The sequence below is a fragment of the Maritimibacter alexandrii genome (genome assembly GCF_005871115.1).
GTDB classification, from domain to species: Bacteria; Pseudomonadota; Alphaproteobacteria; order Rhodobacterales; family Rhodobacteraceae; genus Maritimibacter; species Maritimibacter alkaliphilus.
The window spans coordinates 676,664-703,493 of sequence record NZ_SWKQ01000011.1; the positions used below are offsets into that span (position 1 = coordinate 676,664).

Annotated in this window: 28 protein-coding genes and 1 pseudogene; 11 read left to right on the forward strand and 18 right to left on the reverse strand. The window is 65.5% G+C overall.

Going from position 1 to position 26,830, the window contains the following annotated elements; genetic code table 11:
• Positions 1 to 11: 11 nt before the first annotated feature.
• Both rpsR and rpsF read right to left on the reverse strand, forming a co-directional pair.
• Positions 12 to 239: a 30S ribosomal protein S18 gene (rpsR, locus tag FCT00_RS11450; RefSeq protein ID WP_008328567.1), complete on the reverse strand. Its 228-nt coding sequence runs from the start codon at positions 237 to 239 to the stop codon at positions 12 to 14.
• Between the two features lie 19 nt (positions 240 to 258).
• On the reverse strand, positions 259 to 624 hold the full coding sequence (rpsF, locus tag FCT00_RS11455) for a 30S ribosomal protein S6 (RefSeq protein WP_008328568.1): 366 nt from the start codon (positions 622 to 624) through the stop codon (positions 259 to 261).
• Between the two features lie 309 nt (positions 625 to 933).
• On the opposite strand from rpsF, the gene FCT00_RS11460 reads away from it, so the two are divergent.
• From FCT00_RS11460 to mltG, 6 genes are all read left to right on the forward strand, one after another.
• On the forward strand, positions 934 to 1,527 hold the full coding sequence (locus FCT00_RS11460) for a hypothetical protein (RefSeq protein ID WP_138423113.1): 594 nt from the start codon (positions 934 to 936) through the stop codon (positions 1,525 to 1,527).
• A 76-nt stretch (positions 1,528 to 1,603) separates the two neighbouring features.
• Positions 1,604 to 2,545 carry an ACP S-malonyltransferase gene (gene fabD, locus FCT00_RS11465; protein WP_138423114.1) on the forward strand — a complete coding sequence of 314 codons (942 nt, stop codon included), beginning with the start codon at positions 1,604 to 1,606 and terminating at the stop codon, positions 2,543 to 2,545.
• Between the two features lie 28 nt (positions 2,546 to 2,573).
• Positions 2,574 to 3,311: a 3-oxoacyl-[acyl-carrier-protein] reductase gene (gene fabG / locus FCT00_RS11470; protein ID WP_008328572.1), complete on the forward strand. Its 738-nt coding sequence runs from the start codon at positions 2,574 to 2,576 to the stop codon at positions 3,309 to 3,311.
• A 218-nt stretch (positions 3,312 to 3,529) separates the two neighbouring features.
• Entirely contained in the window at positions 3,530 to 3,763 is a 234-nt protein-coding gene (locus FCT00_RS11475; RefSeq protein WP_008328573.1) for an acyl carrier protein, read from the forward strand.
• A 171-nt stretch (positions 3,764 to 3,934) separates the two neighbouring features.
• The gene (gene fabF / locus FCT00_RS11480) at positions 3,935 to 5,203 is read left to right on the forward strand and encodes a beta-ketoacyl-ACP synthase II (protein ID WP_008328580.1); all 1,269 of its coding nucleotides are present in this window, start codon (positions 3,935 to 3,937) and stop codon (positions 5,201 to 5,203) included.
• Entirely contained in the window at positions 5,203 to 6,354 is a 1,152-nt protein-coding gene (mltG, locus tag FCT00_RS11485; RefSeq protein WP_008328582.1) for an endolytic transglycosylase MltG, read from the forward strand. Before fabF ends, mltG begins: the two co-directional genes overlap by 1 nt.
• An 80-nt stretch (positions 6,355 to 6,434) precedes the next feature.
• On the opposite strand, the gene FCT00_RS11490 is transcribed toward mltG, so the two are convergent.
• The 3 genes and pseudogenes from FCT00_RS11490 to eno form a co-directional block, all read right to left on the reverse strand.
• Positions 6,435 to 6,857, reverse strand: a complete 423-nt coding sequence (locus tag FCT00_RS11490) for a cupin domain-containing protein (RefSeq protein ID WP_138423115.1) — start codon at positions 6,855 to 6,857, stop codon at positions 6,435 to 6,437.
• Positions 6,854 to 7,141 (reverse strand): annotated as a pseudogene (locus FCT00_RS11495) (DUF4180 domain-containing protein); the annotation flags it as partial. The pseudogene FCT00_RS11495 and the gene FCT00_RS11490, both read right to left, overlap by 4 nt.
• Positions 7,142 to 7,218: 77 nt before the next feature.
• On the reverse strand, positions 7,219 to 8,493 hold the full coding sequence (gene eno, locus FCT00_RS11500; protein ID WP_138423117.1) for a phosphopyruvate hydratase: 1,275 nt from the start codon (positions 8,491 to 8,493) through the stop codon (positions 7,219 to 7,221).
• A gap of 154 nt (positions 8,494 to 8,647) precedes the next feature.
• Here eno and FCT00_RS11505 point away from each other — a divergent pair, with 154 nt between their 5' ends.
• Entirely contained in the window at positions 8,648 to 9,943 is a 1,296-nt protein-coding gene (locus FCT00_RS11505) for a flavin-dependent oxidoreductase (protein WP_138423118.1), read from the forward strand.
• On the opposite strand, the gene FCT00_RS11510 is transcribed toward FCT00_RS11505, so the two are convergent.
• Positions 9,944 to 10,846 (reverse strand): DMT family transporter, encoded by a 903-nt coding sequence (locus FCT00_RS11510; protein ID WP_138423119.1) that lies wholly within the window; start codon positions 10,844 to 10,846, stop codon positions 9,944 to 9,946.
• Positions 10,847 to 10,967: 121 nt separating this feature from the next.
• Here FCT00_RS11510 and FCT00_RS11515 point away from each other — a divergent pair, with 121 nt between their 5' ends.
• Positions 10,968 to 11,420, forward strand: coding sequence for a GNAT family N-acetyltransferase (locus tag FCT00_RS11515; RefSeq protein ID WP_138423120.1), 453 nt, complete (start codon positions 10,968 to 10,970; stop codon positions 11,418 to 11,420).
• Here FCT00_RS11515 and FCT00_RS11520 read toward each other — a convergent pair.
• Genes FCT00_RS11520 through FCT00_RS11530 form a run of 3 tightly spaced genes read right to left on the reverse strand, consistent with a single transcriptional unit; the run spans position 11,399 to position 14,050 of the window.
• Entirely contained in the window at positions 11,399 to 11,953 is a 555-nt protein-coding gene (locus FCT00_RS11520) for a DUF1697 domain-containing protein (protein WP_138423121.1), read from the reverse strand. The genes FCT00_RS11515 and FCT00_RS11520 overlap by 22 nt on opposite strands.
• The gene (locus FCT00_RS11525; protein ID WP_138423122.1) at positions 11,950 to 12,780 is read right to left on the reverse strand and encodes a PhzF family phenazine biosynthesis protein; all 831 of its coding nucleotides are present in this window, start codon (positions 12,778 to 12,780) and stop codon (positions 11,950 to 11,952) included. The genes FCT00_RS11520 and FCT00_RS11525 overlap by 4 nt, the downstream gene beginning before the upstream one ends.
• 4 nt (positions 12,781 to 12,784) lie before the next feature.
• Positions 12,785 to 14,050 (reverse strand): cation:proton antiporter, encoded by a 1,266-nt coding sequence (locus FCT00_RS11530; protein ID WP_138423123.1) that lies wholly within the window; start codon positions 14,048 to 14,050, stop codon positions 12,785 to 12,787.
• 115 nt (positions 14,051 to 14,165) lie between these two features.
• Here FCT00_RS11530 and FCT00_RS11535 point away from each other — a divergent pair, with 115 nt between their 5' ends.
• Positions 14,166 to 15,098 carry a DMT family transporter gene (locus tag FCT00_RS11535; RefSeq protein WP_138423124.1) on the forward strand — a complete coding sequence of 311 codons (933 nt, stop codon included), beginning with the start codon at positions 14,166 to 14,168 and terminating at the stop codon, positions 15,096 to 15,098.
• On the opposite strand, the gene FCT00_RS11540 is transcribed toward FCT00_RS11535, so the two are convergent.
• Positions 15,031 to 15,759 carry an endonuclease/exonuclease/phosphatase family protein gene (locus tag FCT00_RS11540; protein WP_138423125.1) on the reverse strand — a complete coding sequence of 243 codons (729 nt, stop codon included), beginning with the start codon at positions 15,757 to 15,759 and terminating at the stop codon, positions 15,031 to 15,033. The two genes, FCT00_RS11535 and FCT00_RS11540, sit on opposite strands and share 68 nt — an antisense overlap.
• A gap of 70 nt (positions 15,760 to 15,829) precedes the next feature.
• Here FCT00_RS11540 and FCT00_RS11545 point away from each other — a divergent pair, with 70 nt between their 5' ends.
• Positions 15,830 to 16,552, forward strand: a complete 723-nt coding sequence (locus FCT00_RS11545) for a hypothetical protein (protein ID WP_235889006.1) — start codon at positions 15,830 to 15,832, stop codon at positions 16,550 to 16,552.
• On the opposite strand, the gene FCT00_RS11550 is transcribed toward FCT00_RS11545, so the two are convergent.
• From FCT00_RS11550 to tyrS, 5 genes are all read right to left on the reverse strand, one after another.
• Positions 16,549 to 17,967 (reverse strand): protein adenylyltransferase SelO, encoded by a 1,419-nt coding sequence (locus tag FCT00_RS11550; protein ID WP_456237902.1) that lies wholly within the window; start codon positions 17,965 to 17,967, stop codon positions 16,549 to 16,551. The two genes, FCT00_RS11545 and FCT00_RS11550, sit on opposite strands and share 4 nt — an antisense overlap.
• Before the next feature lie 12 nt (positions 17,968 to 17,979).
• Positions 17,980 to 18,924 (reverse strand): nucleoside hydrolase, encoded by a 945-nt coding sequence (locus tag FCT00_RS11555; protein ID WP_138423128.1) that lies wholly within the window; start codon positions 18,922 to 18,924, stop codon positions 17,980 to 17,982.
• A 3-nt stretch (positions 18,925 to 18,927) separates the two neighbouring features.
• Positions 18,928 to 19,731, reverse strand: coding sequence for an exodeoxyribonuclease III (xth, locus tag FCT00_RS11560; RefSeq protein ID WP_138423129.1), 804 nt, complete (start codon positions 19,729 to 19,731; stop codon positions 18,928 to 18,930).
• 72 nt (positions 19,732 to 19,803) lie between these two features.
• Positions 19,804 to 20,922, reverse strand: coding sequence for a BaiN/RdsA family NAD(P)/FAD-dependent oxidoreductase (locus FCT00_RS11565; protein ID WP_235889046.1), 1,119 nt, complete (start codon positions 20,920 to 20,922; stop codon positions 19,804 to 19,806).
• 146 nt (positions 20,923 to 21,068) lie between these two features.
• Positions 21,069 to 22,319, reverse strand: coding sequence for a tyrosine--tRNA ligase (gene tyrS, locus FCT00_RS11570; protein WP_138423309.1), 1,251 nt, complete (start codon positions 22,317 to 22,319; stop codon positions 21,069 to 21,071).
• Positions 22,320 to 22,383: 64 nt separating this feature from the next.
• Here tyrS and FCT00_RS11575 point away from each other — a divergent pair, with 64 nt between their 5' ends.
• Positions 22,384 to 23,511: an anhydro-N-acetylmuramic acid kinase gene (locus tag FCT00_RS11575; protein WP_138423131.1), complete on the forward strand. Its 1,128-nt coding sequence runs from the start codon at positions 22,384 to 22,386 to the stop codon at positions 23,509 to 23,511.
• Between the two features lie 67 nt (positions 23,512 to 23,578).
• Here FCT00_RS11575 and rsmA read toward each other — a convergent pair whose 3' ends face one another.
• Genes rsmA through FCT00_RS11590 form a run of 3 tightly spaced genes read right to left on the reverse strand, consistent with a single transcriptional unit; the run spans position 23,579 to position 26,669 of the window.
• The gene (gene rsmA, locus FCT00_RS11580; RefSeq protein ID WP_138423132.1) at positions 23,579 to 24,421 is read right to left on the reverse strand and encodes a 16S rRNA (adenine(1518)-N(6)/adenine(1519)-N(6))-dimethyltransferase RsmA; all 843 of its coding nucleotides are present in this window, start codon (positions 24,419 to 24,421) and stop codon (positions 23,579 to 23,581) included.
• Positions 24,418 to 25,377 (reverse strand): 4-hydroxythreonine-4-phosphate dehydrogenase PdxA, encoded by a 960-nt coding sequence (pdxA, locus tag FCT00_RS11585; protein ID WP_138423133.1) that lies wholly within the window; start codon positions 25,375 to 25,377, stop codon positions 24,418 to 24,420. The genes rsmA and pdxA overlap by 4 nt, the downstream gene beginning before the upstream one ends.
• 47 nt (positions 25,378 to 25,424) lie before the next feature.
• A complete protein-coding gene (locus tag FCT00_RS11590) occupies positions 25,425 to 26,669 on the reverse strand; it encodes a peptidylprolyl isomerase (RefSeq protein ID WP_008328641.1) in 1,245 nt (414 codons plus the stop codon).
• Positions 26,670 to 26,830: the final 161 nt, after the last annotated feature.

The window sequence follows — 26,830 nt, forward strand, 5'->3', positions numbered from 1 at the left end:
GGACCTCTCCCTTACTTCACGGCGTAGGGAAGCAGGGCGAGGAACCGGGCGCGCTTGATGGCACGGGCGAGTTCACGCTGCTTCTTTGCCGAAACGGCGGTGATGCGGCTGGGCACGATCTTGCCACGCTCAGAGATGTAGCGTTGCAGGAGTTTCGTGTCCTTGTAGTCGATTTTCGGTGCGTTATCGCCAGAGAACGGGCACACCTTGCGACGGCGGAAAAACGGTTTCGCGGCCATGGTTTAGCTCCTTCCCGGCTTAGCGGTCACGACGCTCGCGGCGGTCGCCACGATCGCCACGTTCGTCTTTTTTCATCTGAACCGACGGGCCTTCTTCGTGGGCGTCGACCTTGATGGTCAGAACGCGCATCACGTCGTCATGCAGGCGCATCAGGCGTTCCATTTCCTGAACGGCGGTCGACGGCGCGTCCGTTTTCAGGAAGGCATAGTGGCCCTTGCGGTTCTTGTTGATCTTGTAGGCCATCGTCTTGACGCCCCAGTATTCCGAGTCGACGACTTTGCCACCGTTGTCGGAAAGGACGGTCGAGAAGTGCTCGACAAGGCCTTCGGCTTGCGCGTTGGACAGGTCCTGACGCGCAATCATCACATGCTCGTAAAGCGGCATGGGGTCTCCAGTTTTTTCAGGCGCGCTTCAAAGAACGGATAACCCTTCCGCATCCGTTCACGAGAGGCCACGCGGTTCACTCAGTCACGGAAGGAAGCGCCTACCTACACGGATCATGTCCGATTGCAAGGAAAACCGACCTGAGCGATGGGGCGGTCCGCCGCCGCGCAAAGGTATGGTTAACCTACCGATGTCCCTTATTAACAAGGGAATATGCCGCCAAAACACCCGGCACATGCCGCATTCCCGCCCCAGTTGATTAAGAAGTTTCTACTAACGGAACTGCAAATCGGGACGCGGGTAACGAACATGAACGCAATCGTTGGCCTCTCTCTGCCGGACGCAGAGATCGAAAACGAAATGTGGAAAGACGTGCGTGGGGCCAACGACGGTCTCACCACGATGACGCCCTGGGGCTACGTGATCGGCACGGGCAACACCGACGGCAGCCTGATGCTGCGGCAATCGCTGGCGCGGTTCTTCGGGATCGTCCTGTTCATGTCGGGCCTGACGCTCGGCCTGTTGCCGGACGGCGCGGCCGGGTCGGGGCTGATCGCCATGAAACTTGGCGGCATGGTGATCTTCATGCTGGTGGGCGCCGTGCTTTTCCGGGCCGGGCGGGAACGTCCGGGCATCGAAATGCACGTCGATCTCAAGCACAAGGTGATCCGTCTGGGCAACCGTAGCCTGACCGGCGACTTCCAGCTTTCGGACCTTCTGCGCTTCGACGAGGTGCAATCGGTCTTCATGCTGCGCGGGACCGACAAGACCTCGCCGTCGCGCCTTTACCTGCGGCTGGGCGAGAACATCGCCATCGAGATCGCCAAGGGCAAACGGAACGCGCTGGAGCGCGTGCGGCAGCGGCTTACCTACGATCTGACCTACGGCTCGAACCGCGCCTGACGCGCGGCGCGCGGGCGTTGCACCTGCGCACGCCCCACGTTATCCCCTCTGTTAGCACATGGACGAGGGAGGGGACATGACCCGCGCATTCGTTTTTCCAGGACAGGGGGCACAGACCATCGGCATGGGGCGTGACCTTGCCGAGGCTTATCCCGCAGCCCGCGCCGTGTTCGACGAGGTCGACGAGGCGCTGGGGATCAAGCTGTCCAACATCATCTGGAACGGCGAGCAGGACGAGCTGACGCTCACCCAGAACGCCCAGCCCGCGCTCATGGCCACGTCGCTGGCCGCGATGCGCGCGCTCGAGGCCGAGGGCGTGACGATGGACGCCGCCGGGTTCGTGGCGGGTCATTCGCTCGGGGAATATTCCGCGCTCGCGGCTGCGGGGGCGCTGACGATATCGGATACCGCGCGGCTGCTGCGCACGCGGGGCGAGGCGATGCAAAAGGCGGTCCCGGTCGGTGTCGGCGCGATGGCCGCGCTTCTGGGTCTGGATTTCGAGGCGGCCAAGGCCGTCGCCGAAGAGGCCGCGCAGGGCGAGGTCTGTCAGGCTGCGAACGACAACGATCCGGCGCAGGTGGTCGTGTCGGGCCACAAGGCCGCCGTCGAACGCGCCGTCGAGATCGCGAAAGAGAAGGGCGCGCGCCGGGCGGTGATGCTGCCCGTGTCCGCCCCGTTCCACTGCGCTCTCATGCAGCCCGCCGCCGACGTGATGGCCGAGGCGCTTGCGGGCGTCACGATCAATGCGCCCGCCGTGCCGGTCGTCGCCAACGTGCGCGCCGAAGCGGTGAGCGACCCGGATACGATCCGCGCGCTTCTGATCGAACAGGTGACCGGCTCGGTCCGCTGGCGTGAAAGCGTTGCATGGATGGCCGCGAACGGTGTGACCGAGACGTGGGAAATCGGCGCGGGCAAGGCGCTGACCGGCATGATCCGCCGCATCGACAAAAGCCTCGCGACCACCACCGTCGGCACGCCGGACGAGGTGAAAGCGGCGGCAGAGCAGGCAGCCGGATAAGCGGCACGACATTCAAAAAGGACGAGACATGTTTGATCTGACAGGAAAAACCGCGCTGGTTACTGGCGCATCCGGCGGCATCGGCGGCGCCATTGCCACGGCCCTGCACGGCGCGGGCGCGACCGTCACGCTTTCGGGCACCCGCGAAGGGCCGCTGAACGATCTTGCGGCCACGCTGGGAGACCGCGTGCATGTGATGACCTGCAACCTGTCGGACCCCGAGGCGGTCGATGCGCTGCCGAAACAGGCGGCCGAGGTCATGGGCGGGCTCGACATCCTCGTGAACAACGCCGGGATCACCAAGGACCAGATCTTCATGCGTATGTCGGACGAGGACTGGCAGAACGTCATCGACGTGAACCTGACCGCGACCATGCGCCTGTGCCGTTCCGTGATGCGCCCGATGATGAAGGCGCGTTGGGGCCGGATCATCAACATCTCGTCCATCGTCGGCGCGACCGGCAATCCGGGGCAGGTGAACTACGCCGCGTCCAAGGCCGGTATGGTCGGCATGACCAAGTCGATCGCCTATGAGGTGGCCAGCCGCGGGATCACCGCGAACTGCGTGGCGCCGGGCTTCATCGCCACGGCGATGACCGAGAAACTCACCGACGATCAGAAAGAAAAGATCAACGCCCAGATCCCCGCCGCGCGCATGGGCACGCCCGAGGAAATCGCCGCTGCGGTGCTCTATCTGGCCTCGCCCGAGGCGGGCTATGTCACCGGCGCGACCCTGCATGTGAACGGCGGTATGGCGATGCTCTGAGAGCGTCTTTGTCCGGTTGGTAAACGATACCTTGACGGCGCGTGCGGCGCGCGGGACAAATCGTTTGCCCCCGACCGGCTTTATGTTAAAGGGGGCGCAGTTTCGACCCCGGGATAAATGGGACTCCGGGGTGCGCCTCGCACCGACGGGGACAGTTCAAGCAGCTCCGCAAGGGGCAAACGAAAGGGCCAATGGCCTGAAAACTGTGAGGATATGATATGAGCGACGTCGCAGATCGCGTGAAGAAAATTGTTGTCGAGCACCTCGGCGTTGAAGAGGACAAGGTCACTGAATCGGCCTCGTTCATCGACGATCTCGGCGCCGACTCGCTCGACACCGTCGAGCTGGTCATGGCCTTCGAAGAAGAGTTCGGGATCGAGATCCCCGACGACGCCGCCGAGTCGATCCAGACCTTCGGTGATGCGGTCAAGTTCATCTCCGAAGCGGCCTGAGCCACCGGAGAGTGTTAAGCGGACGGCGCCTTCGGGCGCCGTTTTGCATTTTGGGGAGGAGATCGCGAAGTCCCGCCGTCACCGGACGAAAGGGGCGTTTCGCGCTTGCCACATGGGGGTTTGAGAGGCTATCCAGCCCCCGGCAAAGACAAACGAAAAAGGGCTGTCTACATGGACAAGCGTCGCGTCGTCGTAACCGGTCTGGGCATGGTTTCGCCCTTGGCTTGCGGGGTTGAGGAAACCTGGAAGCGTATTCTGGCAGGCAAATCGGGCGCTGCCCCGATCACCCGGTTCGACGCCTCCCGGGTCGTCACGAACTATGCCTGCGAAATTCCCTATGGCGACGGCTCCGACGGCACTTTCGACCCTGACGCTTGGATGGAAGCCCGCGACCGGCGCAAGGTCGACGATTTCATTCTCTATGGCATGACCGCCGCGACCCAGGCGGTCGAAGACGCGGGCATCGGAGAGCTCGACGAAGAAGAGGCGCTGCGCACCGGCGTCATGATCGGTTCCGGCATCGGCGGGCTGAACTCCATCGCCGAGACGGCGGTGATGATACAGGAGAAGGGGCCGCGTCGCGTGTCGCCGTTCTTCATCCCCGGCGCTCTCATCAACCTCATCTCGGGTCAGGTCTCGATCAAATACGGCTTCAAGGGCCCGAACCACGCGGTCGTCACCGCTTGTTCGACCGGCGCACATGCGATCGGCGACGCCGCACGGCTCATCATGCTGGGCGATGCCGACACGATGGTCGCCGGCGGTGCGGAAGCGGCGATTTCCGAGATCGGGATCGCGGGCTTCAACGCCTGCAAGGCCCTGTCGACGAAACGCGCCGACAACCCCGAAACCGCCTCGCGCCCCTATGATACGGACCGCGACGGTTTCGTCATGGGCGAGGGGTCGGGCGTCGTCGTGCTCGAAGAATACGAACATGCCAAGGCGCGCGGCGCCAAGATCTATGGCGAGATCCTCGGATATGGCCTGTCGGGCGATGCCTATCACATCACCGCGCCGTCCGAAGACGGCGACGGGGGTTTCCGCGCCATGACCGCCGCGCTGAAATCGGCGGGTCTGACGCCGTCCGATGTGGATTACATCAACGCGCACGGCACCTCGACGATGGCCGACGTGATCGAACTGGCCGCCGTCGAACGTCTGCTCGGGGATCATGCGGCCAAGGCCACCATGTCCTCGACCAAATCCTCCATCGGGCACCTTCTTGGGGCGGCGGGATCGGTCGAAGCGATTTTCTCGCTGCTCGCCCTGCGCGACCAGATCGCGCCGCCGACCATCAACCTCGACAATCCGGCCATCGAGCCGAAGCTGTCGCTGGCCGCGAACAAGGCCGAGGAACGCGAGATCGAGGTGGCCCTGTCCAATTCCTTCGGGTTCGGCGGGACCAATGCCTGTCTCATCATGGGTAAGGTGGCCGATTGATGTGGCGAAACATCGCCTCCAACGCGCTGTCCCTGTCCATCGTCGCCCTCATCGTCCTTGGCGGTGTGATCGGCTGGGGCAAGCGCGAATACGTGGCCGAAGGGCCGCTTGAAACCGCGATCTGTCTCAAGGTCGAGACGGGGTCGAACTTCACCCGCGTGTCCGAGGCGCTGGACGCGCAGGGCGCGATTTCCAGCCCGTCGATCTTTCGCATGGGAGCGGACTATTCCGGCAAGGCGACCGAGCTCAAGGCCGGGTCCTTCCTCGTCGAAGAACACGCCTCGATGGAAGAGATCGTCGATATCGTCACGCGCGGTGGCGCTTCAACCTGCGGGACCGAGGTCGTCTATCGCATCGGCGTGAACGCGGCCGAATATCAGGTGCGCGAACTGGACCCGGCTACGCAAAGCTTCAATCTCGTCGCCGAATTCGACCCGGATGTTGAGGCGCCCGCCGATTACACCCGCGTGCGTGGGCAACCGGACACGCGTTACCGCGTCGCCATCGCCGAAGGCGCGACCTCGTGGCAGATCGTGGATGCGCTGAACAAGGTCGAATTCCTATCGGGCGAGATCACCGAGGTGCCGCCCGAGGGGATGCTGGCCCCCGACAGCTATGAAATGCGGCCCGGCGACGACCGTGCCGACCTCATCGCCCGGATGCGGGCCTCGCAGGAAGAACGCCTCGCCGCCGCGTGGGAGGCCCGCGATCCCGACGTGCCCTACGAAAGCCCGGAAGAGGCGCTCGTCATGGCGTCGATCGTGGAAAAGGAAACCGGCGTGCCGGAAGAACGCGGTCAGGTCGCCAGCGTCTTCGTGAACCGTCTGGAACAGGGGATGCGGCTGCAAACCGACCCGACGGTGATCTACGGCATCACGCGCGGGCAGGGCGTGCTGGGCCGTGGGTTGCGTCAGTCGGAACTGCGGGCCGAAACGCCCTATAACACCTATGTCATCTCCGGCCTGCCGCCGACGCCCATCGCCAACCCCGGCATGGCCTCGATCGAGGCGGCGCTGAACCCGGACACGACCGACTATCTGTTCTTCGTGGCGGACGGCACGGGCGGCCATGCCTTTGCGCAGACGCTGGAAGAGCACAACCGCAACGTCGCGCGCTGGCGCGAGATCGAAGCGGAACGCGCGAACCAATAGCGGATGCCGTCTATCGGCGTGCGCCCCAAGGGGCGCGCGCAGATCCTGCGGGATCGAACTCAGGTTCGCCCGTGCAAGGCTCAGGGGATCGTGAATCCGGGGGGTGCGAGGGTGAAACCGTCGAACTCGAACCCGGGGCTGACGGTGCAGCCGACGAGGGTGTAGTCCCCCGTTGTGTCGGCAGACTGCCAATGGTGCGGCGGCACGGTAATCTGGGGCGCCTCGCCCAAGGCCAACGCCGGGCCAAGCTTGTGCGGGACGGCCGGCCCCGCATCGGTCGAGGCGATGGACAGGATCAGCGGCGCGCCCGCGTAGAAGTGCCACGTCTCGGCGGCATCGACGCGGTGCCAATGGCTCGTCTCGCCCGCTTTCAGCAGGAAATAGATCGCCGTGCCGGGGCTTCTGCCGCCGTCCGGTGCGTCTGCGCGGAAAGTTTCGCGAAACCATCCGCCTTCGGGATGGGGCTGGAGGTCGAGGGCGGCGATGATGTCGTCTGCGGTCATCGGATCGGCGTCTCCAGCGTGACGGGGCCGGTGCGCTGCGTCTCGACGAAGAAATCGTGAAGCGCGCGCGACCCGGCCGCCTCGCCGCTGAAATCCCCGGTCAGGTGCAGTGTCAGACCGTAATTCGTGAGTTTCTGAGAGAGTTCGCCCAGAAGGCCAGAGCGGAGGTTCCAGAACTCCGGCGCGAAATCGGTCTTGTCGCGGACAAGGCGCGGCTCGCCGCCGTAGGCCGCGTTCCCGATCAGATCCATAAGGTCGGCATGTGTGCGTATCATGGGGCAACCCTTGTCGCATTGGACGGTGAGCGCAACGAAAAAGGCCCGCCGGGCGGGCGGGCCTTGGCTCGTTCACGTGGCGTGGATCACTTCAGGATCGAACGCCCCGCATATTCCGCCGTTTCACCAAGGGCTTCCTCGATGCGGATCAGCTGGTTGTATTTCGCGAGCCGGTCGGACCGTGCCAGCGAGCCGGTCTTGATCTGACCGCAGTTCGTGGCCACGGCGAGGTCGGCGATTGTCGCATCCTCGGTTTCGCCCGAGCGGTGGCTCATCACGTTGGTGTAGCGCGCACGGTGGGCCATATCGACCGCCTTCAGCGTCTCGGAGAGCGAACCGATCTGGTTCACCTTGACCAGCATCGAGTTCGCGACGCCCTTCTTGATCCCGTCGGCCAGACGCGCCGGGTTGGTCACGAACAGGTCGTCACCCACAAGCTGCACCTTGTCGCCGATCTTGTCGGTCAGCAGCTTCCAGCCGTCCCAGTCGTCTTCCGACATGCCGTCTTCGATCGAGATGATCGGGTAGGCGTCGCAGAGCGCTGCGAGGTAATCGGCGTTTTCTTCCGAGGTCAGCGATTTGCCTTCGCCCACCATCTCGTACTTGCCGTTCTTGTAGTATTCGGTCGAGGCGCAATCGAGGGCGAGGTAGATGTCCTCACCCGGCTTGTAGCCAGCCTTTTCGATGGATTTCAGGATGAAATCGAGCGCCTCGTTGGTCGAGCCCAGCGCCGGGGCAAAGCCGCCTTCGTCGCCCAGACCGGTGGACAGGCCCGCCGCCGAGAGCTCTTTTTTCAGCGTGTGGAATACCTCGGACCCCATGCGCACGGCGTCGCGGATGTTGCCCGCGCTCACCGGCATGATCATAAATTCCTGAATGTCGATCGGGTTGTCGGCATGTTCGCCGCCGTTGATGATGTTCATCATCGGCACCGGCAGAACCCGCGCCGACGAGCCGCCCACGTAGCGGTAAAGCGGCAGCATAGAGAAATCGGCGGCGGCTTTCGCGGCGGCCAGCGACACGCCGAGGATCGCGTTTGCGCCCATGCGTGCCTTGTTCGGCGTGCCGTCGAGTTCGATCATCGCGCGGTCCAGCATCTCCTGCTCGGTCGCGTCCATACCCGCTAGTTCCTCGGCGATCTCGCCGTTCACGGCGTTCACCGCCTCCAGCACGCCCTTGCCCATGTAACGCGACTTGTCGCCGTCGCGTTTCTCCACGGCTTCGTGCGCGCCGGTCGACGCGCCCGAAGGCACGGCGGCGCGGCCCATGGTGCCGTCTTCGAGGATCACGTCCACCTCGACGGTCGGGTTGCCCCGGCTGTCGAGGATTTCGCGGGCGAAAATGTCGATGATGATGCTCATGAGGCTGTCCCCGTCTGAATGACTTGCTTGATGCGGGTTCTAACGGCCACGGAAGGCAAGGAAAAGGGCGGTTGCGCCAACGGTGCGGCGATTGAACCATTGTGGTTCGGGTTTCGCGTGCTATTCACACGGGGCTTTTTTCGGGGAGGGGACGATGGCACCACGGATATTGATCGCAGGCGGCGGGATCGGCGGGCTGGCCACCGCACTGACGCTGAATCAGATCGGTGTGGATTGCGTGGTGTTCGAGGGCGTGCGCGAGCTTCGCCCCCTTGGTGTCGGCATCAACCTGCAACCCAATGCGGTGCGCGAGCTTTACGATCTGGGGATCGGGGCCGAGGCGCTGGACGGCGTCGGTGTTCCCGCGAAGGAATGGGCGCTCGTGGGTCTGAACGGCAACGACATCTATTCCGAAGAACGCGGCACGCTTGCTGGCTACAACTGGCCGCAATACGCCGTGCATCGCGGGCAGTTCCACATGCTGCTGGCCGACACGTTCACCGCGCGGGCCGGGGCCGATGCGCTGCGCCTCGGCGCCCGTGTGACGGGGTATCGCAACAATGACGACGGGACCGTGACGGCCTTCGTCGAGACCGAGGGCGGCACGCGGGAGGAAACCGGAACGCTCCTGATCGGGGCCGACGGCATCCATTCGGCGATCCGAGCACAGATGCACCCGGATCAACCGCCGATCAATTGGGGCGGCGCGATCATGTGGCGTGGCACGACGCTGGCCGAACCGATCCGCACGGGGTCGTCCTTCGTGGGCCTCGGCACGCACAAGCACCGCATGGTGATCTATCCGATCAGCCACCCGGACCCCGAGACGGGGCTGGCGCTCATCAACTGGATCGCCGAGATGACGGTCGATCCGGCGTCCGGCTGGGAAAAGTCGGGTTGGTTCCGACCCGTCGAGATCGACGCGTTCGCCCACCATTTCCACGGGTTCAAATACGACTGGCTGGACGTGCCCGATCTGCTCGCCAAGGCCGATGTGGCCTATGAGAACCCGATGATCGACCGCGATCCGATCGACTGCTGGATCGACGGGAACGTGGCGCTCATGGGGGACGCGGCCCATGCCATGTATCCCACCGGGTCGAACGGTGCGTCGCAGGCGGTGATCGACGCGCGGGTTCTGGGGGCCATGATCGTTGCGCACGGGCCGACGCCTGCCGCGCTTGCCGCCTATGACGCGCAGATGGCCGGGCCTATCGGCGAAGTGGTCCTGCGCAACCGGGGCGCGGGGCCTTTCGGCCTGCTCAACATGGTCGACGAACGCTGCGGCGGCGAATTCGATGACATCGACGACGTGATTCCCGAAGCCGAACGGCGCGACTTCATGGCGCGCTATCAGGCGGCTGCCGGGTTTGCCCGCGATGCGCTGAACGCCGCGCCGCCGACGATCCAGCCGGGGGCCAAGGCGGCGGACCTCACGCCCGCCGAATAATCAGGTCGGGCGCACGGGCGAGGCGACGGGTTTCGCGCGGCGCGCCGCACGGCTGACGCGCGCCTCGCGCAGGAGCGTATAGACACCGGCCCCCACGATCAGGGCGGCGCCCAGAAGCGTCAGCGCGTCCGGCACCTCGGCGAAGAACACCAGCGCGAAGATCATCGCATAGACCAGACGGGTATAGCGGAACGGGGTGACGGCGGGCACGTCGCCCGTCTGCATGGCGCGCGTCAGCAGGTAATACCCGGCCATGCCAAGCGCCGTGGCGGCGATCAGAATGCCCGCATCGCCCGCAGAGGGCAGAACGGGCGGGTCGACGACCAAAAGCAGCGCGCCCGAGATCGTGCCCATGAGGAAGCCCCAGCTCGACGTCTGAAGAGTATGGATGCCCGGCGGCGTGATCCGCGTGGCCACGTCGCGCACCGCCAGCCCGATGGCCGCGCCCAGCCCCAAGAGCGCCGAGGGCTGGAAGGCGTCGAAGCCGGGGCGCAGGATGACCACGACACCGATCAGCCCCACACCGATGGCCAGCCAGCGCCGCCAGCCCACGGTCATGCCGAGAAACAGGATCGCGCCGATGTTCACGAACAGCGGATTGGCCTGAAGCAGCGCGGACAAAAGACCGAGCGGCACCTGCGTCAGGCCGATGACGAAACAAGCGGTGCCCACAAGCTCGCCCAGATTGCGGATGACGATGACCGGATGGAAGAACTGCCGGGTGAAGGCCGAATGCCCACGCATCTGAGCCATCAGTGCGAAGACGATCGCCCCCGCGCCACCCACGGCGATCAGCACGACCCCCATCGGCACGCGGTCGAGAACCATCTTGATCAGCACGTCTTCCGAGGCGAAAAGCCCCATGGCGAGCGTCATGAACAATGCGCCGCGGATGTTGTCCATGGGTGCCTCCCGGGGTGAAATGGTCCGGCCTCCTTATCGTGCGCTTGCGGCGGCGGAAAGGGGTCGCGTGGATACAGGTTTCGCGCGGCGCGGTTGGCGACAGTGAAAGAGCGGGGGCCGCATGGCAGACTTCCAGTTCCGTCCCATGCGGGCCTCCGACCACCCCGCCGTGGCCGCACTCTGGCGGGAAAGCGCCGCGCTCATGGGGCTGGGCGCGGCGTTTCTGCCGCCGGTCCTAGACCTCGAGGGGCGGCTGGCGGCCGACTTCGGCGAAGGGTGGTCGGTGACGCTGGCGTTCAAGGCGGGCACGCTCGCGGGGTTTCTCGCGTTGCATCCCGCCGACCGCGTGCTGGGGCAGATCTTCCTCGCGCCCGCCTTTATCGGGCAGGGGCTGGGGTCTGCGTTCTTTCGGATGGCCAAGGACCGGATGCCGGATGGTTTCACGCTTTACACCCCAGCCGCCAACAGGCGCGCGCGGGCGTTTTATGAGCGGGGCGGGATGCAGGTGACCCACACCAAAACGCACCCGGAGTTCGGGCACGAGATCGTCTACTACGCCTCGCCCGGCATCTGACGGGCTTCGACCATCCGGGCGAGTTTGGTCACCGTGTTGAGGTTGCGCGCGGTCGCGGGCACGCCCAGAGCCTTTTCCACCCGTTCGGCCAGTTTCGACCGTCCGATCCCGTCCGGCGCGTCGAGGAAGAACCAGCGCCCCTTGAGCGCGAAGCGTTCGGTCGCGGTGGCGTGGTCTTCGAGCCGGGCAAGGTCCGGCGCGTCGGGTGCGTTCGTGCAGAACCAGATGTTCGCGAACTTCGGGTGATCGAACCCCTCGGCAAAAGGATAGGCGTCCCGCGCGTCGATGATGTCTTGTCCCGGCAGGACGAGCGTGCGGGGGGCGTGGCCGTGCAGGGCCTCGATCCGCTCGGTCAGGGCGGTGGCGAAGGCGTCGGGGTCGATGTCACCCTCGAACACCGCATTGCCGGACTGGATGTAGGTTTCGGGGGCTTCCGCCCCCAGCGCCGCCATAAGCGTCTTGAGGTCGGCCATCGGCAGCTTGCCGGTGCCCCCCACGTTGATCCCGCGCAGAAGCAGCACCCAGACGCTCATATGACCAGCTTTCCCTCCATGACCCGGATCGCGCGCCCGCTGACGGTGACGCGGCCCGGTTCGGCCTCGACCCCGATCACGGACGGGCGCCCCATATCCTCGCCCTGATGGACCGTGAGGCTCACGGGACCGCCCGCTTCGCGGCACAGAAGCGCGCCGAGCGCGGCGGCCGCCGATCCGGTGGCCGGGTCTTCGGGCACGTTGTCGAGCGGGGCGAACATCCGCATGTGAACCCGCCCGTCCACCCGCGTATAGGCGCATTGCGCGAAATCCAGCCCCGACGGATACCGCGTCGCCCCTTCGCGAAAGGCGCTCGTGTCGGGGACGAGGTCGGACAGCGCGGCCCGATCCACCAGTTCGGTGAAGGTGAACGGCAGGCCGACGCCCGCCATGACCGGTTCGCCGAGGATCGTTGCCTCGGGCGTGCCGAGCGCGCGGGCGACCAGCGCCTTGTCCGGGGTCGCCACATGCTCCAGCGGCACGCGGTTCTCAAACGAGGCGTGGCCGTCTTCGACGCGCACCGCCATCGGCCCGACGCCCAGTTCCAGCACGAAGTCGGGGCCAAGCCCGGCCTCGCCCAGCATGACGACGGTCCCGATCACCGGATGCCCCGCGAAGGGCACTTCGGACATCGGAGTGAAGATGCGGACCTTGGCCACGCCTTCGCCTTCGGGCGGGTAAAGAAACACGGTTTCCGAGAAATTGAACTCCCGCGCGATGCGCTGAAGCCGCTCTTCGGGAAGCTCCGCCGCGTTCGGAATGATCGCCAGCGGATTGCCCCCGAACGGGCGGTCGGTGAAGACGTCGTAGACGAGATAGTCGGTCATGCGATCACACCAGTTCCGGTTCGCGGCCCAGCTTGGTCGCGACCTTCTTGATCGACAACCCCTGCACGATGATCGAGAACACGACGACGATATAGGTCGCGGCGAGGATCGTGGGCTTCCATTCGCTGTCGGGCAACGACAGGGCGAGCGCGACCGAGATGCCGCCCTTCAAACCACCCCACGTCATGATCGGGATCACACCGGGCGAGAAATCGCGGAACGGTTTCAGGATCACGACCGGGATCGCCACGGCGGCGAGCCGCGCGACCAGCGCCAGCACGATGGCCAGCAGCCCCGCGATCACCGTGTCGCCGTTGAACGGCACGATGAACACCTCGAATCCGATGAGCAGGAACAGGACCGCGTTCAGGATCTCGTCGATCAGCCGCCAGAAGGCATCGACATATTTGCGCGTCTCCTCGCTCATCCCGTGTTTCGCGCCCACGTCGCCGATGAGAAGCCCGGCGGTCACCGCCATGATCGGCCCCGACACATGCAGAGCCACGGCCAGTTCATAGCCACCGAAGGCAAGGCCCAGCGTGATGAGCACTTCGAGCGAATAGTCGTCGATCAGACGCATGAGCCGGAAGGTGAGCCATCCGAGCGCGAGCCCCAGCAGCACACCGCCGCCCGCCTCGACGAAAAAGAGCTTGGCCGCATCCGCAAGGCCGCCGGTCGCATGGCTATCCGCGCCATGGCCCGCGACCACGGGAAAGGCGAGGCCGACGAGGACGAGATAGACGACATAACCGACGCCGTCATTGAACAGCGATTCGCCCGCGATCTTGGTCTCCAGCGACTTGCGCAGGCTCGCGTCGCGCAGCACGCCCAGCACCGCCACCGGATCGGTGGGCGAAATCAGCGCGCCGAAGACCAGCGCGATCAGGAACGGCATTCCGGTGATGTAGGAAAACCCGGTGCCCACGATCAGGGTGGACAGCCCCACGCCCATGGTGGCCATGAGGAACACGACCCGCCACTGCTCCCGCAGGTCCGAGATCTTCACGTGCAACGCGCCCGCGAACAGCAAGAGCCCCAGCATCCCTTCGAGCAGCGTGTCCGAGAAATCGACGGATCTGACCACTTCCGTGACCGTTTCGGCGAAAACCGTCCGCGGCGTAATCAGTTCGATCAGCAGAATTATCATAGACGATACCAGCGACACGATCAGGATGCCGATAGCCGAAGGAAGCTTTAAAAACAGGTAGTTGATGGCCCCGAACGCGCCAGCGAGCACGATCAGGAGCGAGGCGATCTGAAGGAAATTCATGACTGTCCCACTGCGCGGTTTTGGCCGACGGTAACACGCACCCCCATGCGCGCCTAGCACACAAACGCCGCGTCATCGGTTGACTTCCGAACATGTTAAGCGTCCTGTCGCGGCCATGGAGGAGAAATCAAATCTCACGCTTCTGGGCGCCGGAATGCTGATCTGCGTTTCGCTCGTGCTGGGCTTCAACCACGTCATCGTCAAGCTGGTGAATGAGGGGTTGCAGCCAGTGTTCGCGGCGGGGCTTCGGTCGGTCGGGGCGACAATCCTCGTCTGGATGTGGATCAGGTTTCGCGGACAGAAGCTCGACTTCAAGCGCGGGACGATCCTGCCCGGCATCGCCATCGGCCTGTGTTTCACCGTCGAATTCCTCGGTCTCTTCCTCGCGCTCGATCTGACGACGGTCACGCGAACCTCGGTGATTTTCTACTCCATGCCGATCTGGCTGACGCTCGCCGCGCATTTCCTGTTGCCGGGCGAGCGGCTGACGATCCCCAAAGCGGTCGGCCTTGCGCTGGCCTTCGGCGGGGTGGCCTGGGCGATCGCGGATCAGGGCGGCGGCGGCACCGCGTCGCTCAAGGGTGACCTGCTGGCCCTGCTCGGCGCGTTCGGCTGGACGGCGCTGGCGCTCGTCGCGCGCACCACGCGCGTGCGCGAGGTGTCGTCCGAGATGCAGATGTTCTGGCAGGTGATCGTCTCCGGCCCCGTTCTGCTGATCGCGGCCAGCTTCTTCGGTCCGGCGATCCGCGACATTCAGCCGTGGCACTGGGCGGGGCTGGCGTTTCAGATCGTCTTCGTCGCGACCGCGTCTTTCCTTGCGTGGTTCTGGCTTCTCAACCGCTACAAGGCGTCGAACATCGCATCCTTCGCCTTCCTGTCGCCGGTGATCGGGGTCACGCTGGGGTGGCTGATCCTTGGCGAACAGGTGACCTGGGCGCTGCTCGCGCAACTCGGCCTCGTCGTGCTCGGGATCATCCTCATCAACCGCGTGCGGCGTTCGCCCCTGCCGCCGACGGGAGCGTCGATGCCGCCGCGTCGGTCGTCCTGACCTCGGCCCAGACCGGCAGGTGATCGGACGCGATGCGCGCCAGTTCGGTGGCGTGAACGCCGCTGCCCGTCAGTTCCAGATCGTGCGAAAAGGCGAAGCGGTCCAGATGCGCGACCGGGCGCATCGTGGGATAGGACGCGCCGGGGGCGTGAAGGTGAAAGCCGCGCGACAGCTCTTCCATCCCGTTTCGCAGGGACCATTCGTTGAAGTCGCCCATGACCACGGTGGCGAGCGCCTTGTCGCCCAGGACCCGGTGCAGTTCCCGCAACTGCTGGTGGCGATAGCGGCGCATGAGGGCCAGATGCGCGCCGGTCACGCGAAACCGCCCCTCGATCTCGACCGCGACCGCGCCGCGCGGCTCCAGCGAGGGCAGGTCGAAACGCTCGACACCGGTCACCGCCAGCCCGCGCCGCACGAGCACGGCATTGCCGTGCCAGCCGAGCGAGACCTCGTTGGTGGCGAGCGGGGCGGGGATCAGGTCGGTATGGTCCTCGATCATCCTGCGGGGCAGGGCGGTGGGCCGCTGGCCCAAGCGCCGGTCGGCCTCCTGCAACACCACCACATCCGCGGCGAGGCTGTTGATGACCTCGATCACCCGGCCCGGATCACGGCGCCGGTCCCGGCCCACGGCCTTGCGGATGTTGTAGCTTGCAAGTTTCATGTCTCATCCGATCATATGGGAGTTCAACGCGCCAATTGAACGGATGTTGCCCTGCGACTAAATGATCCGGATGCTACGCGGTCACTCCTTCATCACATACACCGTCTGGGCGATCCTCATCGTGGCCAGTGTCGCCGCATTCGTGCTGGGCGACCTGATGATCGGTGCGGTGGGTCTGGCGACCCTTGCACTGTCCTTCGCGCCCGCCTTCATGGCCGAACGCTGGCACCTCAAGATCCCGGTCTACTTCTATTCGGGCATCGTGCTGTTTCTGTTCGGCACCGTGTTTCTTGGCGAAGCCTTCAATTTCTACGAGCGATTCTGGTGGTGGGATCTGTTCCTGCACGGCACCTCGGCCATGGGGTTCGGGATCGTCGGCGTCGTCCTGACGCTGCTGATGTTCGAGGGCGATCAATACGCGGCCCCGCCCTATGCGGTCGCGGGCATCTCGTTTTCCTTCGCCGTCACCATCGGCGCGGTGTGGGAGATTTTCGAATTCGGCATGGATCAGCTGTTCGGCATGAACATGCAGAAATCCGGCCTCGTGGATACCATGACGGACCTGATGGTCGACTGTTTCGGCGCGGGGCTTGCGGCGATGTCCGGCTATGCCTTCCTCAAGTTCCGCTCGCGCTACGGGCTTTCGGCCATCATTTCCGAGTTCATCCTGCGAAATCGCCGGTTCTTCCGGCGCGCGGCGCGTGAGATCGAGACCGACGGGAAAGTCGAAACGCATCTCGACCGGCTCGAGACCCACTCGCGCACAATGGGCGTAGGCCGCAGCGACGACTAGGTGCCGCAGAAGGTCCGCATGACCCGCTCTTCGGGTCTGGGCGGCTTCGCGAAGTCAGTCGTTTCCGGTCCATCGTCGAAGGGGCGCGCCAGAACGTCGTTCAATTTGTGAAACGGCGCGAAGTCACCCGCCACACCAGCCTGAATTGCCTCTTCGATCCGGTGATTGCGCGGGATCACGGCGGGGTTCGCGGCCCGCATCACCGCGCCACCGTCCGACCCTTGCCGCTCCAGCCGCGCGCGCCAGTCAGGGGCCCAGCTGTCCCACGCGCCCGCATCGGTCAGGTGGGACGAGGCATCGCCGGTCGCCAGAGCGCGGAAGGTATTGGTGAAATCGGCCTGTGACGCGGCCATGCGCGACAACAGCCCCTGAATGAGCGCGCCATCGCCCGGCTCTTCGGTGGTCAGGCCGATCTTGGCGCGGAAACGCCGCGCCCATGCCGCGCCGAAGAGGTCGGGGAAGGCGTGCAGCCGATCTTCGGCCAGTTCGATGGCCTTGTCGTCATCCTCGTCGATCAGCGGCAGAAGCGCCGAGGCCAGTTGCGCGAGGTTCCAGACCGCCATGTTCGGCTGATTCTGAAACGCGTAACGGCCCATCTGGTCGATGGACGAGAACACCGTGTTCGGGTGGTAGGCATCCATGAAGGCGCAGGGACCATAGTCGATCGTCTCGCCCGAGATCGCCATGTTGTCCGTGTTCATGACGCCGTGGATGAAGCCCACCGACATCCACGCCGCGATCAGTTCCGCCTGCCGCTCCACCACGGCGGATAGGAGGTCGAGTGGCCCTTGGGCATCGGGATAATGCCGGGCGATGGCATGGGCGGTCAGGTCGCGCAACGCATCGGTCTGGCCGCGCGAGGCGAAGACCTGAAACGTGCCGACCCGCAGATGGCTCGCCGCCACGCGGGTCAGGACCGCGCCGGGCAGCACCCGCTCGCGGATCACGTCCTCGCCCGTGGTGACGGCAGCGAGCGCGCGGGTCGTCGGGATGCCGAGCGCGTGCATGGCTTCCGACACCACATATTCGCGCATCACCGGGCCAAGCCACGCCCGCCCGTCGCCACCGCGTGAAAACGGCGTGCGGCCCGAACCCTTAAGCTGGATGTCGCGACGATTGCCTTTGGTATCAATGACTTCGCCAAGAAGGATCGCGCGCCCGTCGCCCAATTGCGGCACGAAGTTTCCGAACTGGTGGCCGGCGTAAAGCTGCGCCAGCGGCTCGGCCCCCTCCGGCACCTCGTTGCCCGCCAGAACCTCGGCCGTCAGCGCATCGGGGTCGATCCCCAACTCGGCGGCGAGGTCACGGTTGAGCGCGACGATGCCGGGCGTCGCCACGGGCACGGGGGCCTGCCGGGCGAAGAAGCCCTCGGGCAGGCGGGCGTAAGAATTGTCGAAACTGATACTCATACCCAAAAGGTAGGGTCGTCAGGGCAGGCGGGCAAGACGTTCGGTCAGCAACGAAAAGAACCCGTCGGCGTCGATGTCGCCCATGAAGGTCGCGTTCTCGTCCCGGTTCGTCACCCGCCACCAGTCCGCAACGGTCATTCCGAGCGTGAGGTCGGACGTCGTCTCGACCTCGACATTGATGAAGCGGCCCGTGAACAGATCGGGCGCCAGCAGATAGGCGATGACGGTGGGATCGTGGAGCGGCGCGCCTTCGGAGCCGTATTTCTCCTTGTCGAAGCGTTCGAAGAATTCGGTCATCTCGGCGGTGAAGGTGCCCGTGCGGGTGCCCAAAGCGCGGAACGCATCGTTGCGGGGTTTCGTCACCAGCGCCTTGTGAGTCAAATCGAGCGGCATGATCGTGACGGGCGCGCCGGATTTGAACACGATTTCAGCGGCTTCCGGGTCGACATAGATGTTGAATTCAGCCGCGGGTGTGATGTTGCCCACCTCGAAATAGGCCCCGCCCATGCTGACGACCTCGGCCACGCACGGCACGATGTCGGGCGCACGGTGGAAAGCGGTGGCGACATTGGTGAGCGGCCCGAGCGTGGCGAGTGTCACGGTTCCCGGTGGCTCGGCGCGCAGGGTGTCGATGATGAAATCCACCGCGTGTCGGGATTGCAGCGGCATAGTCGGCTCGAACAACTCCGGCCCGTCCAGCCCGGTGCGCCCGTGGACATGCTCGGCGGTCACGAGCTTGCGCTTCATCGGCGCGTCGCAGCCCGCGAAGACCAGCACATCGGGCCGCCCCGCGACCTCGCACACGATCCGTGCGTTCTTCTGGGTCAGGCCCAGCGGCACGTTTCCGGCGACGGCGGTGATCCCCAAGACCTCCAGCTCCGGCGAGGCGAGCGCCAGAAGAATGGCCACCGCATCGTCCTGACCCGGATCGGTGTCGATGATGATTTTGCGTGGTTGCGTCATGGGTTACGCGGCAAGCTCGACCCAGATCGGCACATGGTCCGACGGCTTGTCGCGCCCGCGCACCTCCTTGTCGATCTGGCAATCCTCAAGCAGGTCCGCGCATTGCGGCGAGAGCAGGAAGTGGTCGATCCGGATGCCATCGTTGCGTTGCCACGCGCCGCGTTGAAAATCCCAGAAGGTGAACTGTTCGGCGGCCTGATTGCGCGCCCGGAACGCCTCGGTCAGCCCGAGGTTCTGAAGCCGCCAGAACGCGCCCCGGCTTTCGGGCTGAAACAGCGCGTCGTCCCGCCAGTTTTCCGGGTGCAGCGCGTCGATCCCCTGCGGGATCACGTTGTAATCGCCGGCCATGAGGAAGGGTTGCTCGAGCGCGAGAAGCTCTTTCGCGCGCTTTTCCAGCCGTTCCATCCACCGAAGCTTGTAGGCGAATTTCTCGTCGCCCACGGGATTGCCATTGGGCAGGTAAAGCCCGCAGATCCGCACCGCGCTCTGGTCGCCCACGACCGTCGCCTCGATATAACGCGCCTGTTCGTCATCCTCGCCGTCGCGCCCGGTGCCTTCCGCCCCCGGCAGGCCGCGCGCCACGTCTTCGAGCGGGAGTTTCGACAGAATAGCGACCCCGTTGAACGACTTTTGTCCATGGGTTTCAACGTTGTATCCCATGTCCTCGAAGGGCTCGCGGGGGAAGTTCTCGTCCACCGACTTGATCTCCTGAAAGATCACCACGTCCGGCTGGGCTTCGGTCAGCCAGTCGGTGACGGCGGGCAGGCGGGCCTTGATTCCGTTGATGTTGTAACTGGCGATCTTCATGGAGCACCCCCTTGGTTGGCGAAAACCTAGCGGTGCGGGCGCCGGGGCGAAAGCGGGAAATCGGCAGGAGGTTCAGCCCCGCGCCGCAATCGCCCGCCCCGCCGCTACGCCCGAGGCCCAGGCCCATTGGAAGTTGTAACCCCCGAGCCATCCGGTCACGTCGACCGCTTCACCGATCACGTACAGGCCGGGCAGGTGCGCGGATTCCATGGTCTGCGAAGACAGGCTCGCGGTCGACACGCCGCCCGCCGTCACCTCGGCTGTCCGGTAGCCTTCGGACCCTGTGGGTGTGAGCGTCCAGTGGGCGAGCGCCGCGCAGATCTCGGCGAGCCGCGCGTCGGACTGGTCGGCGAGGTTGCCGGAAAGGCCCAGATCGGGCGCCAGGAACTCCACCAACCTGGCGGGCAGGTGGCGCGACAGCTCGGTGGTCAGCGCATGGCGCCCCTGTGCCTGCCGCTGGGCCTTGAGCGTGTCCAGCAGGCCCGGCGGGCAGATGTCCAGCGTGATCGCCTCGCCCTCGCGCCAATAGCTGCTCAATTGCAGCACGGCGGGACCGGACAGACCACGGTGGGTGAAAAGCAGCGCCTCGGCAAAGGCGATCCGGTCGTTGAAGGCGCGGCACGGCGTCGCCACACCCGAAATCGGCGCGAAACGGTCACCGAAGGTGAGCGGCACCAGCGCCGGGCGCGGCGTGACGATGTCATGCCCGAATTGCCGCGCAAGGTCATAGGCCAGCCCCGTCGCCCCCATCTTGGGGATCGACTTGCCACCCGTGGCGAGCACGAGGGCCTCAGCCGTGAAGGCGCCCGCGTCCGTCTCTACCGTGAACCGCCCGTCGGCATGGCTCACCGAGGTGATCGCGACCTCCAACCGCAGATTCGCGCCCGCCGCCCGCATCTCGGCCAGCAACATCTCCACGATCTGCGTGGATTTCCCGTCGCAAAAGAGCTGCCCCAGCGTCTTTTCATGCCACGCGATGCCATGACGCGAGACGAGTTCGATGAAATCCCACTGGGTGTAGCGCGCCAGAGCCGATTTGTGGAAATGCTTGTTTTCGGACAGGAAATTTCCGGGCGTCACGTCGAGATTGGTGAAATTGCAGCGCCCGCCACCGGAAATCCGGATCTTCTCGCCCGGCTTCTTCGCGTGATCCAGCACCAGCGTGTCCGGCCCCGCATGTGCCGCGCACATCAGGCCCGCGGCGCCCGCGCCAAGGATGATCGTGCGATACCGTTCCACCCGACCTTCCTCGATCCTTTTCTCTGTTTCAAAAAAACCTCGGGGTCCGGGGGCAGAGCCCCCGGCGGGTCGTCGCGGGCGTCAGCCCGCGGCGAAACTCACCCCAAAGTCACCAGCGCATGACGCTTCTTGCCCGCCGACAGCTTGATCGGCGCGTCCAGATCGGCGGCGGTGATCATCAGCCCCGCGTCGGTCACATCCGCGTCGTTCAACTTGGCGCCTTTGTCCGCGATCAGCCGCTTGGCTTCCTTGCCGGTCTTGGCGAGGCCCGACCGCGTGATGAGCTGCGTGATCGAGATTCCGTCCCCGATCTCATCTGCGGTGAGCGTGAGTGTCGGCAGGTCGTCGCCCGCGCCGCCTTTCTCGAACACCTCGCGCGCCGTGGCTTCCGCCGCCGCAGCCGCCTCCGCCCCGTGGCACAGCGTCGTCACCTCGTTCGCGAGCACGATCTTGGCCTCGTTGATCCGGTTGCCGGGCAGGGCGGCAAGCCGCTCGCATTCCTCGACGGACAATTCGGTATAAAGCTTCAGGAACCGCCCCACGTCCGCGTCGGTCGTATTACGCCAGAACTGCCAGAACTCATACGGCGACAGCATATCGGCGTTCAGCCACATCGCGCCGCCCTGCGACTTGCCCATCTTCTTGCCGTCCGACGTGGTCAGAAGCGGCGAGGTCAGGCCATAGATCTCGTGGTCCAGCACCCGGCGCGTCAGGTCGATCCCGTTCACAATGTTGCCCCACTGGTCCGACCCGCCCATCTGGAGCGTGCAGCCATAGCGGCGATTGAGCTCCAGAAAGTCGTAGGCTTGCAGGATCATGTAGTTGAATTCGAGAAAAGACAGGCTCTGCTCGCGGTCGAGCCGCGACTTCACGCTCTCGAAGCTCAGCATCCGGTTCACGCTGAAATGCCGCCCGATGTCGCGCAGAAACTCGAGGTAGTTCAACCCGTCGAGCCATTCCGCGTTGTTCAGCATAAGCGCATCGGTCTCGCCGTCACCATAGGACAGGTACTTCGCGAACACCTGCTTCATCCCGTCGATGTTCGCATCGATCTGCTCCGGTCCCAGCAGGGGCCGCTCGTCCGACCGGAACGAAGGATCGCCCACCTTGGTCGTCCCGCCGCCCATCAGCGTGATCGGCTTGTGCCCGGTCTTTTGCAGCCAGCGCAGCATCATGATGTTCAGAAGATGCCCGACGTGCAGCGATTTCGCCGTCGCGTCGTAGCCGATATAGGCCGTCACCACGCCGTTCGTCAGGGCCTCGTCAAGCGCCTGATAATCGGTGCAGTCGGCAAGGTAGCCGCGCTCGATCATCACGCGCATGAAGTCTGATTTCGGGTGGTAGGTCATCGGTTTTCTGTCCATTGTCTGCGGGTGCTGCCTCTATATCGGGGGCATGGGCGGAGGAAAAGCCATGATGGAGGCGCGCGCGATCTGGGCGCTCGGAGCGATGTCGGGCACCTCGCTGGACGGGGTCGATGCGGCGATGGTCCTGACCGATGGCGAAACGATCTCCGCGTTCGGCCCGGCGCGCTATTCCGCCTATTCCGAGAACGAGTCCGGCGTGCTGCGTGCGGCTCTGGGCCGCTGGCCGGGCGAGCCGGGGGTGGCCGAGGCCGCCGAGGTGATCCACGCGGCCCATGTCACCGCGCTTGCGGGGTTCGACGGTGCTCAGATCGTGGGGTTCCACGGCCAGACGCTGGCCCATGATCCGCGCGGGCGGGGGCAGACGCATCAGGTGGGCGATGGCGACCGGCTGGCGCAGGCGCTCGGTCTGCCAGTGGCGTGGGATTTCCGCTCGGCGGATGTGACGCTCGGGGGCGAGGGCGCTCCGCTCGCCCCGTTCTACCATTTCGCGCTGGCCAAGTGGATCGAAGCGACGACGCCGGTCGCGTTCCTGAACCTGGGCGGGGTCGGAAACATCACATGGGTCGATCCGACCTTCGACAAGCCCGAGGCCGAGGGCGCGCTTCTGGCCTTCGACACCGGCCCCGCGAACGCCCCGATCAACGATCTGATGTGGGCGCGCCGGCGTGTGGCATTCGACGCGGGCGGGGCGCTGGCCGCCTCGGGTACGGTGGACGACGGGATCGTCGGTGCCTTTCTCGACCACCCGTATTTCTACCGGGTTCCCCCCAAGTCGCTCGACCGTGACGCCTTCGCGACGCTGGCCTCTGCCGTTGCGGACCTCACCGATGCCGATGCCGCCGCGACCCTGACCGCCTGCGCTGCTGCCGCCGTGGCACGCGGGCTTGACCATTGCCCGACCCCGCCCGACCGCCTGCTTCTCTGCGGTGGTGGACGCAAGAACGCAAAGCTCGTCTCTGAAATCGCCGCCCGCTCCGGCATTCCCGCAATCCCGGTCGAAGAGGTCGGTCTCGACGGCGACATGCTCGAAGCGCAGGCCTTCGCCTATCTCGCCGTGCGCGTGGCCCGGGGCCTCGCCACGTCCTGCCCGTCCACGACCGGCGTCGCGGCCAACGTCGGTGGCGGCCGCCTTTCCGCACCGAACGACCCGCACGCGGCCTCTTCTCTGTTTTAAAAAACCTCGGGGGTGCGGGGGCAGCGCCCCCCCTCGGATCGGATTTCGCTTCAGCGAAATTCGAAACTCATGCGCCGTCCAACGCCCGCGCCAAGGCGCAGAAATGCTCGAGGTTGATTTCCTCGGCCCGCGCGGTCGGCTTGATGTCCACGCTTTCCAGCAAGGCCTCGATCCCCGGCGCAAGGCCTTTCAAGGACGCCCTCAGCATCTTGCGGCGTTGCTGAAACGCGGTTGCCGTGACCCGCTGTAGCGTCGCCGCGTTCGCCGGATAGCGCGGCTCGGGCAGGGCCGTCAGATGGACCACCGCCGAACGGATCTTGGGCGGCGGGGTGAAGGCTTCCGGCGGCAGTTCCATGACGATGCGCGCATCGGTGCGCCATTGCGACAGGATCGCCAGCCGCCCATAGGCTTTCGATTTTGGTTTCGCCACGATACGCTCCGCCACTTCCTTCTGGAACATCAGCGTCAGCGACGACCACGCAGGCGGCCAAGTGGGCGGCGTGAGCCAGCGGGTCAAAAGCTCGGTCCCCACGTTGTAGGGCAGGTTCGCGACGATGCGGATCGGGGGCGTCAGATGCGCCAGCGGGTCGATCTCCAGCGCGTCGGCGTTCAGCACTTCGAGCCGTCCGGGATAGGCTTCCGAGATTTCCGCCAGCGCCGACATGGCGCGGGCGTCCTTCTCGACCGCGAGCACCCGCCGCGCCCCCTCGGCCAGTAGGCCACGGGTCAGGCCGCCGGGGCCGGGGCCGACCTCCAGCACGTCGCAGGCGGTCAGATCGCCCGCCTGCCGCGCGATCTTGGCGGTGAGGTTCAGGTCGAGAAGAAAGTTCTGGCCCAGCGACTTCTTCGCCACAAGCCCGTGGGTCGCGATGACCTCGCGCAGGGGCGGCAAGCCGTCGATGGCGCTCATACCGCCATCTCCCGCGCCATGCGCAGCGCGGCGATGAGCGATGTCGGGTCGGCGCGGCCCAGCCCCGCGATGTCGAAGGCTGTGCCGTGATCGGGCGAGGTACGCACGAAGGGCAGGCCCAGCGTCACGTTCACGCCGCCCGCGAAGTCGATGGTCTTGATCGGCACCAGCGCCTGATCGTGATACATGCAGACCGCCACGTCATAGCCCTTGCGCGCGCCCGCGTGGAACATGGTGTCGGCGGGCAGCGGCCCGGCCAGCGCCAGCCCTTCGGCGCGCAAATCGTTCAGCACGGGGATGATCGTCTCGATCTCTTCGCGCCCCATCGCGCCGCCTTCGCCCGCATGGGGGTTGAGCCCCGCGACCGCGATGCGCGGGTTGCCGTAGCCTTGGGCGACCAGTGCGGCGTGGGTGATGCGGATCACACGGGTAAGGTGATCGCGGGTCAGCGCGGCGGGCACATCGGCCAGCGGAATGTGGATCGTCGCGGGCACGACGCGCAGGTCGGGACAGGCGAGCATCATCACCACGTCGTCGACGCCCGCAAGGTGGGCGAGGTATTCGGTATGGCCGGGAAAGGAAAACCCCGCGCCGTCCTTCAACGCCTTCTTGTGGATCGGCGCGGTGGTCAGCGCGGCGGCTTCGCCCTGCATGACCAGCGCCACCCCGTCGCGGATCGCAGCGACCACATGCGCGGCATGGGCGGCCTGCACCTCACCCGGACGGCGCGGCGGACCGAAGTCGCGGGTCAGCACCGGCACGCCGCGATGCACCGCGCGATGCGCCTCGGACGGGTGCGAGATCGTCTCGACCGGGCCGTCGATATGGCGCGCGTCACCGATCACGAAGAAGGGCAGTTCGGCGCCCAGCCGCTCCCACGCCTTCGCTATGATTTCGGGACCGATCCCGGCAGGCTCGCCGATAGAAAGGGCAATGGGCATATCAGCGCGGGACATGGGTCACCTCGCGTGTGAACGGCAAAGCGGGGCGGGCGTGGCCGCGATCAGCGCAGATATTCGATATGCGCATTGGCGCGCAGGTCGGCGAGCAGGTCGTTGGCATAGGCCCCGATCCGCTGGTTGCGCAGAGCATCGGCGATCTGGGCGCGGCTCACGCTGTCGGGCACGTCGTTGCGACGGTTGCACAGCATCAGGAAGACCAGCGTTCCGTTGCCAGCCGTCAGGCGGGTCGAAACTTCGCCGGGGTCGAGGTTGGCCAGTTCCGCGCGGTAGCGGGCGGGCACGGCGCCGGTGGGCAGCTCTTCACGCACAAGTTGATCGGCGGGCAAGCCGCGCGCAATCGGGTAAAGGTCGTCGCAGATCTGCACCTCGGCGCGGATGCGGTTCGCCTCTTCCTGACCGCCGGGCACGAAGAAGGCGGCATATTCCAGAAGCTCGCCGACCTTTGTCGAGCGGATGGTTTCGCGGTCGCGCACGAAATAGACGGCGACGCCCACGTCCGGGATGATGACCGGGCGGCTTGCGCGGCCTTCGCGGGTCGCACGGACCGCGCTTTGTGCCTGTGGCGGCAAGGCCTGCACATCGACCCAGTCGCGTTCGCCCGCGTTCAGGCGCGAGGGGACGACGGAAAAGCGTTTGGCGGCATCGGCGAATTCTTCGGCGGTGGTGATCTTGGACAGACGGTCGGCGCGTGCGCGCGAGGCCTTGAGGCTGAGATCGGACGAGGCGGGCAGCACGATTTCCGTCAGCAGGAACTTTTCGCCCGGCTGCGGCTCGGCCTCGGCATAGGCGCGGTCGATCTCACTCTCGGTGATCGAGACCTGCGGCAGGAACTTGGCGCGCGCCACTTCGCGCCAGACGATCCCGGCGGTGACAAAATCGCGGAACGTCTCGAACGCGATCCCGGCCTGTGCGAGGAAGGCCCCGAACTGTTCGACGTCGAGATTGCCGCGCGCGGCGAACTCGGCCATGCCGTTCTGGACGGCCTCGGGATCGGCGGTGATCCCCATGCGTTCGGCTTCGGCCAGTTGGATGCGTTCGTTGATGAGCTGGTCGAGCGCAAGCTGCGTGATGTCGCCCGGCGCGTTCAGGATCCGCAGAAAGGCCATGCGCTGATTGCGCTCATAGACCGTCACGGCGGAATCGTTGACCTTGGCGACCGGGACGAACTGACCCTGTGCCGTCGCGGGCGATCCGGCCATCATCATGCCGAGGGCCGCCGAGGCACAGAGCGTGAGAATGCGTCCCGCCCAGCCGTTTCGCCGCGTCGATGCCGTGAATGTCTTCATACCGCCCAACCTTGTCGTGTCTTCGTCACGGGCCGGGGGTGTTGTCTCACCCCCCGGTTCACGCGCCACAATAGTCGGACTTGCCGCGCGGTGCGAGTGCAAATCTCGCCCCGAACCCGCGTTTTGCCTGCGAATTGCCGCCTGCATGCGGCGAGATGCGG